The organism is Streptomyces sp. DH-12 (assembly GCF_002899455.1).
Lineage (GTDB): Bacteria > Actinomycetota > Actinomycetes > Streptomycetales > Streptomycetaceae > Streptomyces.
The window spans coordinates 2,818,787-2,835,836 of record NZ_PPFB01000001.1 but is presented as its reverse complement, the minus strand read 5'-3'; the positions used below and the strand labels follow the sequence as shown (position 1 = coordinate 2,835,836).

Below are 17,050 nucleotides of genomic sequence, written 5' to 3'. Positions count from 1 at the left end.
CCGCGACGGCCGCGGCCCGGAGCACCCGACCCGATTCGAAGGAGAACCCCGCATGACCTGCCGTCCCGTCACCGACCACCGCGAAGGAGCCGACCGATGAGGGTCCTGCTGATCGGAGCCAACGGCTACATCGGCCGCTTCGTGGCCGACCGCCTGCTCGCCGACCCCGCCGTCCAGCTCACCGCCCTCGGCCGCGGTGACGACGCCGACGTCCGCTTCGACCTCGCCACCGGCAGCCCCGGCGCCCTCACCCGCTTCCTCGACGCCGTCCACCCCGGTGTGGTCATCAACTGCGCGGGCGCCACCCGGGGCGGCGCCCGCGAACTCACCCGGCACAACACGGTCGCCGTCGCCACCGTCTGCGAGGCGCTGCGCCGCAGCGGCTGCGGGGCGCGGCTCGTCCAGATCGGCTGCGGCTCCGAGTACGGGCCCAGCCAGCCGGGCTCCTCCACGGCCGAGGACGCCGTCCCCCGCCCCGGCGGCCCGTACGGCGTCAGCAAGCTCGCCGCCACCGAACTGGTCCTCGGCTCCGGCCTGGACGCCGTGGTGCTGCGGGTCTTCTCGCCCGTCGGCCCCGGCACCCCCGCCGGTTCCCCGCTCGGCCGGCTCGCCGAGGCGATGCGCCGCGCCATGCAGTCCGGCGACGGCGAGCTGAAGCTCGGCGGGCTCGGCGTCCAGCGCGACTTCGTCGACGTCCGTGACGTGGCCCGCGCCGTGCACGCCGCCTCGCTCTCCGCCGCGCAGGGCGTCATCAACATCGGCTCCGGCCGCGCCGTCCGCCTCCGGGACGCCGCCGCGCTCCTCGCCCGGGTGGCCGGCTACGGCGGCGCCCTCAACGAACTCGACGGCCTGCCGCACCACGGGCCCGTCCACACCACGCACACCGCCCACGCGACCCACCTGCGGGCGACCGTCGGACACCCGCGCGCCGAGACGGACCACCACCCCGCCGCGACCGCCGCCTTCCCGTACCCCGACGGGTGCGGGGCCTGGCAGCAGGCCGACGTGCGCACCGCCCGCGACCGCCTCGGCTGGCGCCCCCGCATCAACCTCGAGGAGTCGCTGGCGGACATCTGGATGGAGGCGGCATGCCGTATCTGACCCGGCCGAGACAGGGAGCCACGGCCACCGGGTTCGGCACCGGCCTCGGTGTCCCGGGCGTCGCCCACCCGCTCCTCGCCCCCGACGAGTGGAACCGGCTCAACCGGCCCGGCACACCCCTGCACTGGGTGGTGCTGAACGTGGCCGACGGCCCCGGAGTCCAGCCGGACCCGCGCTGCCTGGAGGCGGCGGGCGGGCTGCGCAACGCGGGCGTGCGCGTCCTCGGCCACGTCGACACCGCCTACGGGCTGCGGAGCTTCGGGGAGATCGTCTCGGACGCCCACCGCTTCCTCGACTGGTACCGGGTCGACGGCTTCCTCCTCGACCGCTGCCCCGCCGGCCGCGAGGACCTGCCCGAGCTGCGGCGCACCGTCGCCACCCTCCGGGCGATCCACGAGGACGCCCACGTCGTCCTCGGCCACGGCACCCACCCGTACCCCGGCTACGCCGAGCACGCCGACCAGCTCGTCACCTACTCCGGCCCGTGGAGCGACTACCGCTGGTCCCAGGCGGCCGAGTGGACCGCCGACCATCCGCCCGAGCGGTTCTGCCACTTCGTGCACGGCGTGCCCCGGCCGCACCTGGAGGAGGCGCTGCGCATCGCCCGCTGGCAGGGCGCCGCCACCATCTACTTCACCGACCGCTCGGACCGCGTCTCCGGCCGCCCGGGACCGGCGGATCCGTGGGGGCCGCTGCCCGGCTACTGGGACGACATCGTCTCGCGGGTCGGAACGGGTGTCTCGGAATGAAAAAGGCCGTGGCAGTGTTGGCGGGAGAACAACTGTAGTGATCGACCGACCAACGGAGTCCCCGTGTCGCTGCCACCCCTGGTCGAGCCGGCCCCCGAGCTCACCGTAGACGAGGTCCGCAGGTACTCCCGCCACCTGATCATCCCCGACGTGGGCATGGACGGGCAGAAGCGGCTGAAGAATGCCAAGGTGCTCTTTGTGGGCGCCGGCGGCCTGGGTTCGCCGGGTCTGATGTACATGGCCGCGGCGGGCGTCGGCACGCTCGGCATCGTGGAGTTCGACGAGGTCGACGAGTCGAACCTGCAGCGCCAGATCATCCACAGCCAGGCCGACATCGGCCGCCCCAAGGCCGAGTCCGCGCGTGACACGATCAAGGGCATCAACCCCTACGTGAACGTGGTCCTGCACGAGGAGCGGCTCGAGGCCGACAATGTGATGGACCTGTTCAGCCAGTACGACCTGATCGTCGACGGCACGGACAACTTCGCGACCCGCTACCTGGTCAACGACGCCTGCGTGCTGCTGAACAAGCCGTACGTGTGGGGCTCCATCTACCGCTTCGACGGCCAGGCCTCCGTCTTCTGGTCCGAGCACGGCCCCTGCTACCGCTGCCTCTACCCGGAGCCCCCGCCCCCCGGCATGGTTCCCTCCTGCGCCGAGGGCGGCGTCCTGGGCGTGCTCTGCGCGTCCATCGGCTCCATCCAGGCCAACGAGGCCATCAAGCTGCTGGCCGGCATCGGCGAGCCTCTCGTCGGCCGCCTGATGATCTACGACGCCCTGGAGATGCAGTACCGCCAGGTCAAGGTCCGCAAGGACCCGAACTGCGCCATCTGCGGGGAGAACCCGACCGTCACCGAGCTCATCGACTACGAGGCCTTCTGCGGCGTCGTGTCCGAGGAGGCCCAGGCGGCCGCCGCCGACTCCACGATCACTCCCAAGCAGCTCAAGGAGTGGATCGACGACGGCGAGAACGTCGAGCTCATCGACGTCCGCGAGCCGAACGAGTTCGAGATCGTCTCCATCCCGGGCGCCCGGCTGATCCCCAAGAACGAGTTCCTCATGGGCAACGCCCTGGAGGGCCTGCCGCAGGACAAGAAGATCGTCTTGAACTGCAAGACGGGTGTCCGCAGTGCGGAAGTCCTCGCGGTCCTGAAGTCCGCGGGCTTCTCCGACGCGGTCCACCTCGGCGGCGGCGTCATCGGCTGGGTCAACCAGATCGAGCCGGAGAAGCCGGTCTACTAGACCGCCCCGGCCGAAGCGGTCCTCCGGATCGCGCCGGCCGCCACCGGGTCCTCGTCGGGGGCTCCGGGCACCACCTCGGGTGCCCGGGGCCCCCGACGCCGTTACGAGCAGACCTTGCCGTCCTGCGGCACCGTGCCGTCCAGCAGGTAGGCGTTCACCGTGGAGTCGACGCAGTCGCTGCCGCTGCCGTAGGCGCCGTGGCCCTCGCCCTTCCAGGTGAGCACCACCCCGACGTCCTCGCCGAGCTCGTCCGCCATCCGCCGCGCCCCCTCGTACGGCGTGGCCGGGTCGCCCGTGTTGCCCACGACCAGGATCGGCGCCGCGCCCGGGGCGCTCACCTCCGGCGTCTCGAACTGGCCCGGCACCGGCCAGTCGTGGCACCAGCCCGCCGTGTCCCAGCCCAGGAACGGACCGAAGACGGGGGAGAGCTCCTCGAACTCGGGCAGCAGCTTCTTCGTCTCCGCGAGAGTGGGCCGCCGCTTGTCGTCCAGGCACGATATGACCCGCTGCGCGTGGGTCGTGGTGCCGTAGCGCCCCGAGGCGTCCCGCTCGTTGTACCCGTCCGCCAGGGCCAGCAGCTCCGTGCCGTCCCCGTCCTCCGCCGCCTCCAGCGCGCTGGTCAGCGCCGGCCAGCTGGACTCGCTGTAGAGGGGCAGCACGATGCCGATGACCGCCAGCGACTGCGTCAGCTCCCGGCCGGAGGAGGACGTCGGCAACGGCTCGGCGTCGATCCGGTCCAGCAGGTCCGCGATCTCCCGCGAGCCCTGCTCCGGGTCGCGTCCGGTGGACCTCAGGTAGTTGTCGAGGGCGGTCTGGAAGCCGCGGGTCTGGTTCTTGGCGTGGCCGATCGTGTCGGCGGTCGGGTCGACCACCGCGTCCAGCGTCATCCGGCCCACCTTGTCGGGGAAGAGGTGGGCGTAGACCCCGCCCAGCTCGGTGCCGTAGGAGATGCCGAAGTAGTGCATCCGGTCGTCGCCGAGGGCCTGCCGGATGCGGTCCATGTCACGGGCGGTGTCGGTGGTCGAGACGTGCGCCATCAGCTTCCCGGCGGCCTTCTGGCAGCCCTTGCCGAAGTCGGCCGCGTCCTCCAGGAACACCCGCTCCTCCGCCGGGGTGTCCGGGGTCCAGTCCACGGAGGACTCGGCGGCCTCGATGGCCTTGTCGTCGCGGCAGCGCACGCCGCTGCTCCCGCCCGTCCCGCGCGGGTCCCAGCTCACCAGGTCGTACCGCTCGCGCAGCTCGGCGGCCGTTTCGGCGTAGGCGGGCAGGGTGGAGACGCCCGAGCCGCCCGGCCCGCCGAAGTTGAACAGCAGGGAGCCGATGCGGTCGCCGCCCGTGGCCTCGGCGCGGACGAGGGCCAGGCCGATCGTCTCGCCGTCCGGCTCCGACCAGTCCAGCGGCACCTGGAGCGTGGCGCACTGCCACTCGTCACCGGGCGCCGGCGCGTCCGCGGTCGCCTCGCAGCGCCCCCAGTCGAGCGCGGTCCCGCCACCGCCCCTGTCGTCCTTGCCGGAGCCGTCGTCCGACGGGCCGCCGCCGCTGCAGCCCGCCGTCAGCAGTGCGGCGGCGACCGTCAGGGCCGCCCACCGTGTGAACCGGGTCATGTGCCACTTCCCCCCTCGCGGGCCGTCCGCGTCGCGCGGCGGACGGCTGTCCCGACATCGTAGGCAGTCCCGTCACTGACGGGGAAACCTGTGGAAAACTCGCTGAGCTGGGCTTTCGTCGCCCCCGCTCCGTACGGCCGGGCGCGTCAGGGGCAGACCGTCCCGGCCTCCGGCACCGTGCCGTCCAGCAGATAGCCGTGCACCGCGTTCCGCACGCAGCGGTCCTCGCTGCCGTAGGCGCCGTGCCCCTGCCCCTGGTACGTGAGTTCCACGCCGACCCCCTCACCGAGGGCTCTCGCCATGCTGCGCGCCCCCTCGTACGGGGTGGCCGGGTCGCCGGTGTTGCCGATCACCAGGATCGGGGCCGCGTCCGGAGCGCTGACGTCCGGGTGGTCGGCGGCGCCCGGCACCGCCCAGTCGGTACAGGTGATCATTCCCCAGGCCATGTAGTCCCCGAAGAGCGGGGACGCCTCGCGGAACCCGGGCAGCAGCCGCTCCACGTCCGCCGGGGTGTAGCGGGGCTTGGCGTCGGCGCAGTTGACGGCGACGTTGGCGGGCACGAGGTTGCTGTACTCGCCGTTCTCGGCGCGGCCGTTCATCGAGTCCGCCAGCACCATCAGGATCGTGCCGTCCCCGTCGTACGCCTGCTCCAGGCCGTCGGTGAGGAACTCCCAGAAGTCCTGCGAGTACAGGGCCTGCGCGATCCCGCTCGTCGCCATCGTCTCGGTGAGCCGGCGCGGGAAGACGCCGGGGACGGGCCGGCGGTCCAGGTCCCGCAACAGCCTGGCGATGCGGTCCTTCACGTCCTGGACGCTGTCGCCGACGGGGCAGTCCTCGGTCCGGGACACGCAGTCCTCGGCGTAGTTGTCGAGGGCGCGCTGGAAGCCGCGGGCCTGTCCGAGCGAGGCCTGCTCGTAGTTCTGCGCCGGGTCGACGACCGCGTCGAACACCGCGCGGCCCACCGTGTCGGGGAACAGGTGGGCGTAGACGCCGCCGAGTTCGGTGCCGTACGAGATGCCGAAGTAGTGCAGCTTGTCGTCGCCGAGGACCTGGCGCATCAGGTCGAGGTCGCGGGCCGCGTCCGTGGTGCGCACGTGCGGCAGGACGCGCCCGGAGCTGTCCTCGCAGGCCGCGTTGAACTCCTTGGTGCTGTCCAGCAGTTCCGTGCGTTCGGCGTTGTCGTCGGGGGTGCCGTCCTGCTGGAGGTGCTCGTCGAGCTCCTGGTCGTCCCCGCAGGTCACGGGCGCGCTGCGGCCGACCCCGCGCGGGTCGAAGCTCACCAGGTCGTACCGGGTGCGCAGGGTGGCGTAGTCCTGGCCGAACGCGGGCAGCGTGGTGACGCCGGAACCGCCGGGACCGCCGAAGTTGAAGATCAGCGAGCCGATGCGCTCGCTCTCCGGGCCGCTCGACCGGACGCGGATCAGGGCGAGGCCGATGGTGTCGCCCTCGGGATCGTCCCAGTCCAGCGGCGCCTCCAGCGTCGCGCACTCCCACGCGCCCCGGGCGCCGGGCAGCGGCGAGGGCGCCGGACCGCCGCCCTGGGCCTCGTCCGGGGCGGGGCAGGCCGTCCAGTCCAGCTTCTGCCGCGTCAGGTCCTGGGCCGGGTCGTCGCCCTCGGCGCACCCCGCCAGCAGCGCGGGCAGCAGGACGGCACAGGCGGACAGGGCGGCGGCGCGCAGCCGGAAGGGGCGGGGCATGTCCCCATCCTGCGATCGTCCACGGCTGGGCGCGCGGGACACGGGCCGTACGAGGGAGGACCGCGCACGGCCCGTGTCTCTCAGCCGGTCACCGCGCACGGCCCGTGTCTCAGCCGGTCACAGGGCCGCTTTGCGGGTGAGGTGGTTGAAGGCGAGCCAGCCCGGCAGCACCGGCAGCCACAGCGTCAGCAGCCGGAAGAGCAGCACCGCCGGCGCGGCGACCTCCTTGGGCAGGCCGACCGCGATCAGACCGACGGTCAGGGTGGCCTCGACGGCGCCCACACCGCCCGGCGTCGGCGCCGCGGACCCGAGCGCGTTGCCCGCGAGGAAGACGACGGCGACGCTGGCGATGCTGACCGAGGTCGACTCGTCGCCGAACGCCCGGATCGAGGCGTCCAGGCACATCACGAAGCAGGCGGTCAGCAGCAGCATGCCGCCGATGCCGGTGATCAGCTTCTGCGGCCGCTGCAGCACGTCGAGCATGCGCGGCACGACGCCCGCGAACAGCGACCGCACGCGTGTGACGACGAACTTCCGCAGGAACGGCACCGAGGTCACCACCAGCACCAGCACCGCGACCGTCAGCAGACCGCCGATGACCGTGCGGGACGGCGTCAGCGAAGGCGTCTTCTCGGTACCGGTCAGATAGCCGAACGCCAGCAGCATCAGGATGTGGCAGCCGAGCCCGAACAGCTGCGACGCGCCGACACTCGCCACCGCGAGCCCCGGACGCACCCCCGCGCGCTGGAGGAAGCGCGTGTTCAGGGCGACGCCGCCGACGGCCGCCGGGGCGACGATCTTCACGAAGGACCCGGCGACCTGGGCGGCCACCGTGCGCGGGAACGGCACCCGCTCCGGCACGAACCCGAGCAGCGCCATCGCGGCCGCCACATAGCTCAGCGCGGAGAACAGCACCGCCGCGGCCACCCAGCCCCACTCCGCGTTGGAGATCAGCGGACCGAACTCGATGTGGGTGAGCTGCGTCAGCAGGAAGTACGCGCCGATCGCGCCCGCGATGAAGCTGATCAGCGTGCGCGGACGCACCCGTTCGAGACGGGCCGGCTCGACCGGTGCCTGCGGCCTGATCCGCAGCACCTCGTGCCGGATCTGGCTGAGCAGGTCCTCCTCGCGCGCCTCCTCCAGCGCCTCGTCGATGGCCCGCTTCTCGGCCCGCTGCTCCGCGCGCACGGCCTTCTTGCCGGCCTTGTCCAGGGCGGCGGGACGGGGCTCCTCGTCGGCGTCGTGCGCGCGGGCCGGACGGGACTGCCGGGAGGCCTCCAGGACCGCCTCGCGCTCCCGCTCCGCCCGCTCCCGGGCGAGTCTGCGCAGCGTCGCGCGCGTGGAGCGGCTCAGCGCGATCGGCTGGAGCATCGGCAGGCAGTCCGCCACGGCGTCGGGACCGAGGACGCTCAGCGCGGAGGCCACCGCGCGTTCGGCGCCCACCCGCAGTCCGAGCGTCACCAGCAGCTGGGCGATGTCCATGCGCAGCACCAGGTCGCCGGACGCGATCTCCCCGCCGCGCAGGTCGGTGAGGATCACCGCACCGGAACGGTCCACCAGGATGGCGTCGCCCACCAGCCTGCGGTGCGCGATACGGCGGGACTGCAGCGCCTTCACCTGGCGCCAGGTGCTGCGCAGCAGCTCGTCGGTGATCTCCTCGTCCGGCAGCGAGTCCAGCGTGCGGCCGCCGGTGTGCTCGTAGACGAGCATCACCGCGTCGGGGCCCAGCTCCGAGGTGGCGATCAGCTTGGGCGCGTTGGCGCCGGCCGCGATGGCGGCGTAGGCCAGCAGGGCCTCCTGCTCCAGCGCCTGGCGCAGCGACTGCAGGCTCCTGCGGGTGGCGAAGCCGCGCAGCGTCAGGTTGCGCCACGCGCGGTAGAAGAAGCCCTGCGCCTGCTGCTCGCGGTCGACCACGGTGACGTCCAGGGGCGGGCCGTCCTCCAGGGTGACGAAGTAGCGGCGGCCCCGGTCGCCGCCCTCGGCGGCGCCGGCCGGCTCCTCGCGGGACGCGGTCACAGGGCGGAAGCCGACCGTCCGCAGCCCCGCCATCAGGGTGCGCCCGGTGGGCCGGACGTTGGGCGAGCCGACCGCGTAGAGCGTGCCGTAGGCGACGGACCAGCCGATCAGCACGGTGAGGACGATCGAGAACGGGGTGGTGTACCCGGTGACCAGCATCGAGAAGGCGTCGAGCAGCAGCACCACCCACAGCACCGCGCGCCACCGTGGTCTGCGGGACATCCCGACGGCCGTCATGTACGCGATGACGGGCGCGAGGTAGCCGTGCACCGGGTCGGTGAGGGAGTGGACGTCGCCGGGCGAGGGCTGGGTCAGGGCGTCCTGGATCGAACCGGGGGCGGCCCGCGCGACCCACAGGTCGGTGGCGAGGGTCACCCCGTGCGCGAGCACGGCGGCGAGCACGCCGTCGGCGATCCGCAGCCCGTCCCGTTTGATCAGACGTTCGATCGCGAAGGCGACCGGGACCAGCAGGATGGCGATGCTGGAGGCCAGGCCCGCGATCTTGATCAGCAGGTCGGGCGCCTGTCCGGTGCCCTTGTTGATGTCCTGTTCCAGCCCCGAGGTGGTGCCGTGGGCGAACGCGGCGACGGCCAGCAGCACCACCACCGTGAGCACGCCGCCCACCAGCCGCATGAGGTCGGACGGACGGTGCACGCGCGCGGGGAGCAGCGGTTCGTCGCCCTCCACCTCGTCGATGTGCGCGACGTCCCGGTGCGCGGTGTCCGGCTGCTGTGCGGTGTCCGGACGCGACGAGGCGTCAGGGGTGCCCTCCGTGTCCTCGGGGTGCGCACCCTGCTGCTTCATCGTCTCTTCTCGATCTCGTATCACCGGTCACCGCCCGCATGATGGTGGCATGCCGTACCGCCACAAGGGGGCGTCAGGGTCCGCAAGCGGGGCGGCACAGTCTGCCCGAAGCGCTGCTCCGGGGCGAGCCGCCCGCCCGGGTCCGCGGCCGCGCCGCGTTGTCGGTGGAGTGGGGCAGGATGGTCCGGATGAGCCAGGAGAGTCTTCCGTCCGACGGCGGCCCGGGGCACCCGGACGCCCTGCCCGCGTACGCCGAGCGGGTCCTGGAGGTGGCCGAGCTGATCCCGCCGGGCCGCGTCATGACGTACGGGGACGTGGCCGAGTGGCTGGGGGAGGGCGGGCCCCGGCAGGTGGGGCGCGTGATGGCGCTGTACGGCGGGGCCGTCCCCTGGTGGCGCGTGGTCCGCGCGGACGGCGTGCTGCTGCCGGGCCACGAGCTGCGGGCCCTCGGTCACTACCGCGCGGAGGGCACACCGCTGCGGGAGGCGGGCCGGGCGGCGGAGGGCCATGTGCCACGCCTCGACATGGGACGCGCGCGGTGGGACGGCGGCGCGGACACCGGGGGTCACACCTGACAGCTTCCGCCATCCCGGCCGCCGCCGTGTGACCTGTGATCCTCCAGGGAGACATGAGGCACATCCGCGGCATGACGTACGTTCGTGAGTCGAGGGACGCGAGTGCCCGGAATGACGGGAGGGAAGAATCGGAAGCCCTGCTTCCGATCTTGCCCCCGGCGTAGCGTCGGCCGCGCGTGTCCCTCTCACCCCCCGACCACCGCCCCGCACGCGCGGCGGAACGCCCCACAGCACACCCACCAGGACCGGCGAACCACGTGAGCTCCTCTTCCTCCACCAGCGGCCTGTCGCACCCCCCGGTGCGGCGGGGGAGCCGTGGCGCCTATCGACTGGTGCGTACCCCGCCGGCCCGCGTGGATCCCCCTCCACTGGACGCCGCCCAGCGCTCCGTGGTTGAGCACGGCTCCGGGCCGCTGCTCGTCCTCGCCGGTCCGGGCACCGGCAAGACCACCACGCTCGTCGAGTCCGTGGCGGCCCGCATCGCCCGCGGCGGCGACCCCGAGCGCATCCTGGTGCTCACCTTCAGCCGCAAGGCCGCCGTCGAGCTGCGCGACCGCATGGCGCTGCGCATCGGCGCCGCCCGCGCCCCGCAGGCGACCACCTTCCACTCCTTCTGCTACGCCCTGGTCCGCGCCCACCAGGACAGCGACCTGTTCGTGGAGCCGCTGCGGCTGCTGTCCGGGCCCGAACAGGACGTCACCGTGCGTGAGCTGCTCGCCGGCCAGGTGGACCTGGAACGGCTCGGCCTGTCCCACGTGCGCTGGCCGGACGAACTGCGCGCCTGCCTGACCACCCGCGGCTTCGCCGACGAGGTCCGCGCGGTGCTCGCCCGCAGCCGCGAGCTCGGGCTCGACCCCGAGGCCCTGGACGCCTTCGCCCGCCGCATCGGCCGGCCCGACTGGCGTGCCGCCTCCGCCTTCCTCGCCGAGTACCTCGACGTCCTCGACCTCCAGGGGGTCATCGACTACGCCGAACTCGTCCACCGCGCGGTGCTCCTCGCCCGGCGCCCCGAGACCGCCGGGCGGCTCGCCGACCGCTACGACGCCGTCTACGTCGACGAGTACCAGGACACCGACCCCGCCCAGGTACGGCTGCTGCACGCCCTGGCGTCCGGCGGCCGCACCCTCGTCGCCTTCGGCGACCCCGACCAGTCGATCTACGCGTTCCGGGGCGCCGACGTCGGCGGCATCCTGGAGTTCCCGCACGCCTTCCCGCGCGCGGACGGCCGCCCCGCACCCGTCCAGGTGCTGCGGACCTCCCGGCGCTCCGGCGCCGGGCTCCTCGAGGCCACCCGGCGGATCACCCGGCGCATGCCCCTGCCCCGGCTCCCCGCCGAGAAGGTCCGCCTGCACCGGGAGCCGGCGCCCGTGCGCGAGGGCGGCCGGGTCGAGGTGTACACCTACCCGACGGCCGGCGCCGAGCTGGACAACATCGCCGACATCCTGCGCCGCGCCCACCTGGAGGACGGCGTCCCCTGGAAGGACATGGCCGTCCTGGTCCGCGCGGGCAGCCGCACCCTGCCGACGGTCCGCCGCGCCCTCACGTCCGCGGGCGTCCCCGTCGACGTCGACGGCGACGACCTCCCCCTGCGCCACGAACCGGCGGTCGCCCCGCTGCTGACCGCCCTGCGCGCGGTGGCCATGGCGGAGGCGGAGGAGCGGGAGGACCCCGCGGACCCAGAGGACGCCGCTCCCGGCGACCGCTGCTGGCTCGACACCGAGACCGCGCTCACCCTGCTCACCTCCCCCCTCGCCGGCATGGACGCCGCCGACCTGCGGCGGCTCGGGCGTGCGCTGCGCGAGGAGGAGCGGGCGGCCGGGAACCCCCTGCCGCCGCCCTCGGACGAACTGCTCGCCCGCGCGCTGGCCGAGCCCGAGCGGCTCGCGGTGCACGACCCCGTCCACGCGCGCGGCGCACAACGGCTCGGCGCACTGCTGCGCCGGGCCCGCGCGCACCTGGCCGGCGGCGGCACGGCCGAGGAGGCCCTCTGGGAGCTGTGGGACGGCACCCCCTGGCCGCAGCGCCTGGAGCGCGCCGCCCGCCGTGGCGGCGCGGCCGGCCGCAACGCCGACCGGGACCTCGACGCCGTGTGCGCGCTGTTCGCCACCGCCGCCCGCGCGGAGGAGCGCACCGGCGGCCGGGGCGCCCTCAACTTCCTGGAGGAGATCGAGGCCGAGGACATCGCCGCCGACACCCTCGCCCGCCGTGCCGTCCGCCACGACGCCGTACGCCTGATGACCGTGCACCGGTCCAAGGGCCTGGAGTGGGGCCTCGTCGTCGTGGCGGGCGTCCAGGAGGGCCTGTGGCCCGACCTGCGCCGCCGCGGTTCCCTGCTGGAGGCCGACCGCATCGGCCGCGACGGACTCGCCGAGCCGCTCACCCCCGGCGCGCTGCTCGCCGAGGAGCGCCGCCTGTTCTACGTCGCCGCCACGCGCGCGCGTGACCGCCTCGTCGTGACGGCCGTGAAGGCGCCGTCCGACGACGGCGATCAGCCCTCCCGCTTCCTGACCGAGCTCGGCGTCGAACCCGAGGACGTCACCGGACGCCCGCGCCGTCCCCTGTCCGTCGCCGCGCTCGTCGCCGAACTGCGCGCCACCACGGTCGACCCCCGCGTCTCCGACGCCCTGCGGGAGGCCGCCGCCCGGCGGCTGGCCCGGCTCGCGGCGCTCGCCGACGAGGACGGCCGTCCCCTGGTGCCGTCCGCACACCCCTACCGCTGGTGGGGCATGGACGAACCGACGCACAGCAAGGTGCCGCTGCGCGACCGCGACCAGCCCGTGGTGCTCTCCGGCAGCGCCCTCGACCAGCTGGCCAACACCTGTGCCCTCCAGTGGTTCCTGGGCCGCGAGGTGAAGGCCGACGCGCCCGCCACCGCCGCCCAGGGCTTCGGCAACGTCGTCCACGTCCTCGCCGACGAGGTCGCCTCCGGGCACACCCCCGCGGACCTCGACGTCCTCATGGAACGCCTCGACTCCGTGTGGAACGCCCTCGCCTTCGACGCGCCCTGGAAGTCCGCCCAGGAGAAGGAGAACGCGCGCATGGCGCTCGAACGCTTCCTGAAGTGGCACGTCATGGACCGCACCGGGCGCACCCCGGTGGCCAGCGAGCACGACTTCGACGTCACCCTGGAGGCCGGCGACTACCAGGTCCGCGTCCGGGGCCAGATGGACCGCGTCGAAGCCGACGGCGAGGGACGCGCCTACGTCGTCGACTTCAAGACCGGCAAACAGGCGCCCAGCTCCAAGGAGGTCGAGCGCCACCCCCAGCTCGCCGTGTACCAGCTCGCCGTCCGCGAGGGCGCCGTCGACGAGGTCTTCGGCGGGGCGCGCCCCGAACCGGGCGGCGCCGAACTCGTCCAGCTGCGACAGGGCGCCGCCAAGCGGGACGGCGGCGACACCCTGCCCAAGGTGCAGGCGCAGGAGCCGCTGGAGGGGGAGTGGATCGGCGACCTGCTGGCCACCGCCGCGGGCAAGGTCCTCGACGAACGGTTCACCCCGACCGCGGGCCAGCACTGCACCCACTGCGCCTTCCGGGCCTCCTGCAGCGCCCGCCCCGAGGGCCGCCACGTCGTCGAGTGAAGCGCGTGAACGGCACGCGTGACGTATCGCACCACCCTTGCCGACCTGCGGTTCCTCCCTCCCGGCGGGCTCGGAGGGCCCGCGCTGTCAGTGGCCGCGGCTAGATTCTCGGTGTGCCCGCCCGTATCACCGATCCCGAACAGCTCAAGGAACTGCTCGGGATCCCGTTCACCCCGGAGCAGACGGCCTGCATCACCGCGCCGCCCGCCCCGCAGGTGATCGTGGCCGGAGCGGGCTCCGGCAAGACGACGGTGATGGCGGCCCGCGTGGTCTGGCTCGTCGGCACCGGTCAGGTCGCCCCCGAGCAGGTCCTCGGCCTCACCTTCACCAACAAGGCCGCCGGCGAACTCGCCGAGCGCGTCCGCACGGCCCTGATCAAGGCCGGCGTCACCGACCCGGACGCCATCGACCCGGACGACCCCCCGGGCGAGCCGGTGATCTCCACGTACCACGCCTTCGCCGGCCGTCTGCTCACCGACCACGGGCTGCGCATCGGCCTCGAACCGACCTCCCGGCTGCTCGCCGACGCCACCCGCTACCAGCTCGCCGCACGCGTGCTGCGCGAGGCGCCCGGCCTCTACCCGGCCCTCACCCGCTCCTTCCCCGACCTGGTGGGCGACCTCCTCGCCCTCGACGCGGAGCTCTCCGAGCACCTGGTGCGCCCCGAGGACCTGCGCGCCCACGACGCCGAACTGCTGCGCGCCCTGGAGAACGCCAAGCTCAGCAACGCCGACCTGCGCAAGGTCCCCGAGGCCGCCGCCGCCCGCCGGGAACTGGCCGAGCTGGTGCTGCGCTACCGGGCCGCCAAGCGCGAGCGCGACCTGCTCGACTTCGGCGACCAGATCGCGCTGTCCGCCCGGCTCGCCACCCTGCCCGAAGTGGGCCGCCTGCTGCGCGACGAGTTCCGGGTGGTCCTCCTCGACGAGTACCAGGACACCTCCGTCGCCCAGCGCGTCCTCCTGGCCGGCCTCTTCGGCGGCGGCACCGGCCACCCGGTGACCGCCGTCGGCGACCCCTGCCAGGCCATCTACGGCTGGCGCGGCGCCTCCGTCGCCAACCTCGACGACTTCCCCGAGCACTTCCCGCACGCCGACGGCCGCCCCGCCACCCGCCAGTCGCTCAGCGAGAACCGCCGCAGCGGCGGCCGGCTGCTCGACCTCGCCAACGGCCTCGCCGAGCCGCTGCGCGCCATGCACGCGGGCGTGGAGGCCCTCCGCCCGGCCCCGGGCGCCGAGCGTGACGGCCTCGTCCGCTGTGCCCTGCTGCGCACCCACACCGAGGAGATCGACTGGATCGCCGACTCGATCGCGCACCTGGTGAACACCGGGAAGGCCCCGGGCGAGATCGCCGTCCTGTGCCGCACGGCCACGGACTTCGCCGAGATCCAGGCCGCCCTGGTCGCCCGTGACGTGCCCGTCGAGGTCGTCGGCCTGTCCGGGCTGCTGCACCTGCCGGAGATCGCCGACCTCGTCGCCGTCTGCGAAGTCCTCCAGGACCCCGGCGCCAACGCCTCCCTCGTCCGGCTGCTGACCGGCCCGCGCTGGCGGATCGGCCCCCGCGACCTCGCCCTGCTCGGCCGCCGTGCGCGCCTGCTGGTGTCCCACGCGCGCGTGGCCGGCGACGACGACCCCGACCGGCGGCTCGCCGAGGCCGTCGAGGGCGTCGACCCCGCCGAGGTCGTCTCGCTCGCCGACGCCCTCGACACATTCCTGGAGACCCCGCTGGAGGGCGGCGGGGACGACGACGGGCTGCCCTTCTCGCCGGACGCGCGCGTGCGCTTCGCCCGACTCGCCGCCGAACTGCGCGACCTGCGCCGCTCCCTCGCCGACCCGCTGATGGACGTACTGCACCGGGTGCTCGCCGTCACCGGACTCGAGGTCGAGCTGTCCGCGTCCCCGCACGCGCTGGCCGCCCGGCGCCGGGAGACCCTGTCCAACTTCCTCGACATCGCCGCCTCCTTCGCCGCCGGCGACAACGAGGCCACCCTGCTCGCCTTCCTCGGCTTCCTGCGCACCGCCGCCCAGTACGAGAAGGGCCTGGACAACGCGCTCCCGGGAGGCGAGAACACCGTCAAGGTGCTCACCGCCCACAAGTCCAAGGGCCTGGAGTGGGACGTCGTCGCCGTCCCCGGCCTGGTCACCGGCGCCTTCCCCAGCGACCGGGGCCGCGACAAGTGGACGGCCCAGGGCAAGGTGCTGCCGCACCGGCTGCGCGGCGACGCCGACACCCTCCCCGACGTGCCGTCCTGGGACTCCCGTGGCCTGAAGGCCTTCCACGAGGCCATGAAGGAGCACCAGCACACCGAGGAGCTGCGCCTCGGCTACGTCACCTTCACCCGGCCCCGCTCCCTGCTGCTCGGCTCCGGCCACTGGTGGGGGCCGAGCCAGAAGAAGCCGCGCGGCCCCTCCGAGTTCCTGCTCGCCCTCCACGACCACTGCGCCGCCGGACACGGCGAGACCGAGGTGTGGGCGGACGAGCCCGCCGAGGACGAGGAGAACCCGGCGCTGCGGCAGGCCGGAGACGTCCAGGCGTGGCCGCTGCCCCTGGACGACGCCGCCCTCGCCCGGCGCCGCGCCGCCGCCGCGATCGTCCTCGCCCACCTCGACCGCCTCGCCGCCCACCCGCACGGCACGGCGGCCGTCCACGACCCGGACGCCCACGACGACCCGGAGTGGCCGCCCCCGCCGGACGACGAGGAGCCGTTCCCGGAGGACCTCCTCGACGACCCGTACCCGGAAGAGCCGTACCCGGAGGAGCCGTATCCCGACGAGCCCGGCGCGGTGGACGCCGGCCCCGGCGACTGGGACTCCTGGGCCACCGAACGCCCGGTCGTCCCGCACCAGGCGACCGCCCCGGACGCGCCCCGCGCGCAGCCGCCGCGCGTGCCCGGCGGCGGCCCGGACCTGCCCGCGCCCGCCTCTGCTTTCGTGCCCGCGGAGTCCCGCCTCGCCCCTGAGGAGGCACGCACCGTCGCCTCCTGGGACCGCGACCTGGACGCCCTCACCGGGGAGCTGCTGCGCGCCCGCGAGACCGTCACCGAGGTCCGGCTGCCCGCCTCCCTCACCGCGTCCCAGCTCCTCCGGCTCGCCGCCGACCCCGACGGTTTCGCCCGGGAGCTGGCCCGCCCCATGCCGCGCCCGCCGCAGCCCGCCGCGCGCCGGGGCACCCGCTTCCACGCGTGGGTCGAGGCGCGCTTCGAAGAGCTGACCCTGCCCATGCTCGATCCCGACGAGCTGCCCGGCGGCGACGCCGAGATCGCCGACGAGCGTGACCTGGAGGAGCTCAAGGAGGCCTTCGAGCGCACCGAGTACGCCCACCGCACGCCCTACCGCGTGGAGGCGCCCTTCCAGCTGTCGATCGCCGGCCGTGTCGTCCGGGGCCGCATCGACGCCGTGTACCGGCACGAGGACGGCGACGTGACCACGTACGAGATCGTCGACTGGAAGACCGGCCGGGGGCGCACCGCCGACCCGCTGCAGCTCGCCGTCTACCGGCTCGCCTGGGCCGAGCAGCAGGGCGTCCCGCCGGAATCCGTCACCGCCGCGTTCCTGTACGTGCGCACCGGCGAGGTGGTCCGCCCCGAGCGCCTCCCCGGCCGCGCCGAACTGGAGCGACTGCTGCTCGACGAGCCGCACGGTGAGATACCGCACTCCGAGGACACCTCCGCGGGCCGATAGGCTCGTA

9 protein-coding genes are annotated in these 17,050 nt (G+C 74.1%); 6 read left to right on the top strand and 3 right to left on the bottom strand.

The features are described 5' to 3' along the window. Positions 1 to 96: 96 nt before the first annotated feature. The 3 genes from C1708_RS11395 (at position 97) to moeZ (ending at position 3,092) form a co-directional block, all read left to right on the top strand. Entirely contained in the window at positions 97 to 1,101 is a 1,005-nt protein-coding gene (locus C1708_RS11395) for an NAD-dependent epimerase/dehydratase family protein (RefSeq protein ID WP_106412568.1), read from the top strand. Beyond that, positions 1,089 to 1,850: a spherulation-specific family 4 protein gene (locus tag C1708_RS11390; protein ID WP_106412567.1), complete on the top strand. Its 762-nt coding sequence runs from the start codon at positions 1,089 to 1,091 to the stop codon at positions 1,848 to 1,850. Before C1708_RS11395 ends, C1708_RS11390 begins: the two co-directional genes overlap by 13 nt. 63 nt (positions 1,851 to 1,913) lie before the next feature. Continuing rightward, positions 1,914 to 3,092 carry an adenylyltransferase/sulfurtransferase MoeZ gene (gene moeZ, locus C1708_RS11385; RefSeq protein ID WP_106412566.1) on the top strand — a complete coding sequence of 393 codons (1,179 nt, stop codon included), beginning with the start codon at positions 1,914 to 1,916 and terminating at the stop codon, positions 3,090 to 3,092. Between the two features lie 101 nt (positions 3,093 to 3,193). Here moeZ and C1708_RS11380 read toward each other — a convergent pair whose 3' ends face one another. From C1708_RS11380 to C1708_RS11370, 3 genes are all read right to left on the bottom strand, one after another. After that, positions 3,194 to 4,696, bottom strand: coding sequence for an alpha/beta hydrolase (locus tag C1708_RS11380; RefSeq protein ID WP_106412565.1), 1,503 nt, complete (start codon positions 4,694 to 4,696; stop codon positions 3,194 to 3,196). A 146-nt stretch (positions 4,697 to 4,842) separates the two neighbouring features. Further along, complete coding sequence (locus tag C1708_RS11375) at positions 4,843 to 6,393, bottom strand: alpha/beta hydrolase (protein WP_106412564.1); 1,551 nt, start codon at positions 6,391 to 6,393, stop codon at positions 4,843 to 4,845. 117 nt (positions 6,394 to 6,510) lie between these two features. Further along, the gene (locus C1708_RS11370; protein ID WP_106412563.1) at positions 6,511 to 9,213 is read right to left on the bottom strand and encodes a lysylphosphatidylglycerol synthase transmembrane domain-containing protein; all 2,703 of its coding nucleotides are present in this window, start codon (positions 9,211 to 9,213) and stop codon (positions 6,511 to 6,513) included. 188 nt (positions 9,214 to 9,401) lie between these two features. Here C1708_RS11370 and C1708_RS11365 point away from each other — a divergent pair, with 188 nt between their 5' ends. The 3 genes from C1708_RS11365 (at position 9,402) to C1708_RS11355 (ending at position 17,043) form a co-directional block, all read left to right on the top strand. Further along, positions 9,402 to 9,788: an MGMT family protein gene (locus C1708_RS11365; protein WP_106416250.1), complete on the top strand. Its 387-nt coding sequence runs from the start codon at positions 9,402 to 9,404 to the stop codon at positions 9,786 to 9,788. Positions 9,789 to 10,045: 257 nt separating this feature from the next. Further along, a complete protein-coding gene (locus tag C1708_RS11360) occupies positions 10,046 to 13,366 on the top strand; it encodes an ATP-dependent helicase (protein ID WP_106412562.1) in 3,321 nt (1,106 codons plus the stop codon). Between the two features lie 113 nt (positions 13,367 to 13,479). Then, the gene (locus C1708_RS11355) at positions 13,480 to 17,043 is read left to right on the top strand and encodes an ATP-dependent helicase (RefSeq protein ID WP_106412561.1); all 3,564 of its coding nucleotides are present in this window, start codon (positions 13,480 to 13,482) and stop codon (positions 17,041 to 17,043) included. The last annotated feature ends 7 nt before the right edge of the window (positions 17,044 to 17,050 follow it).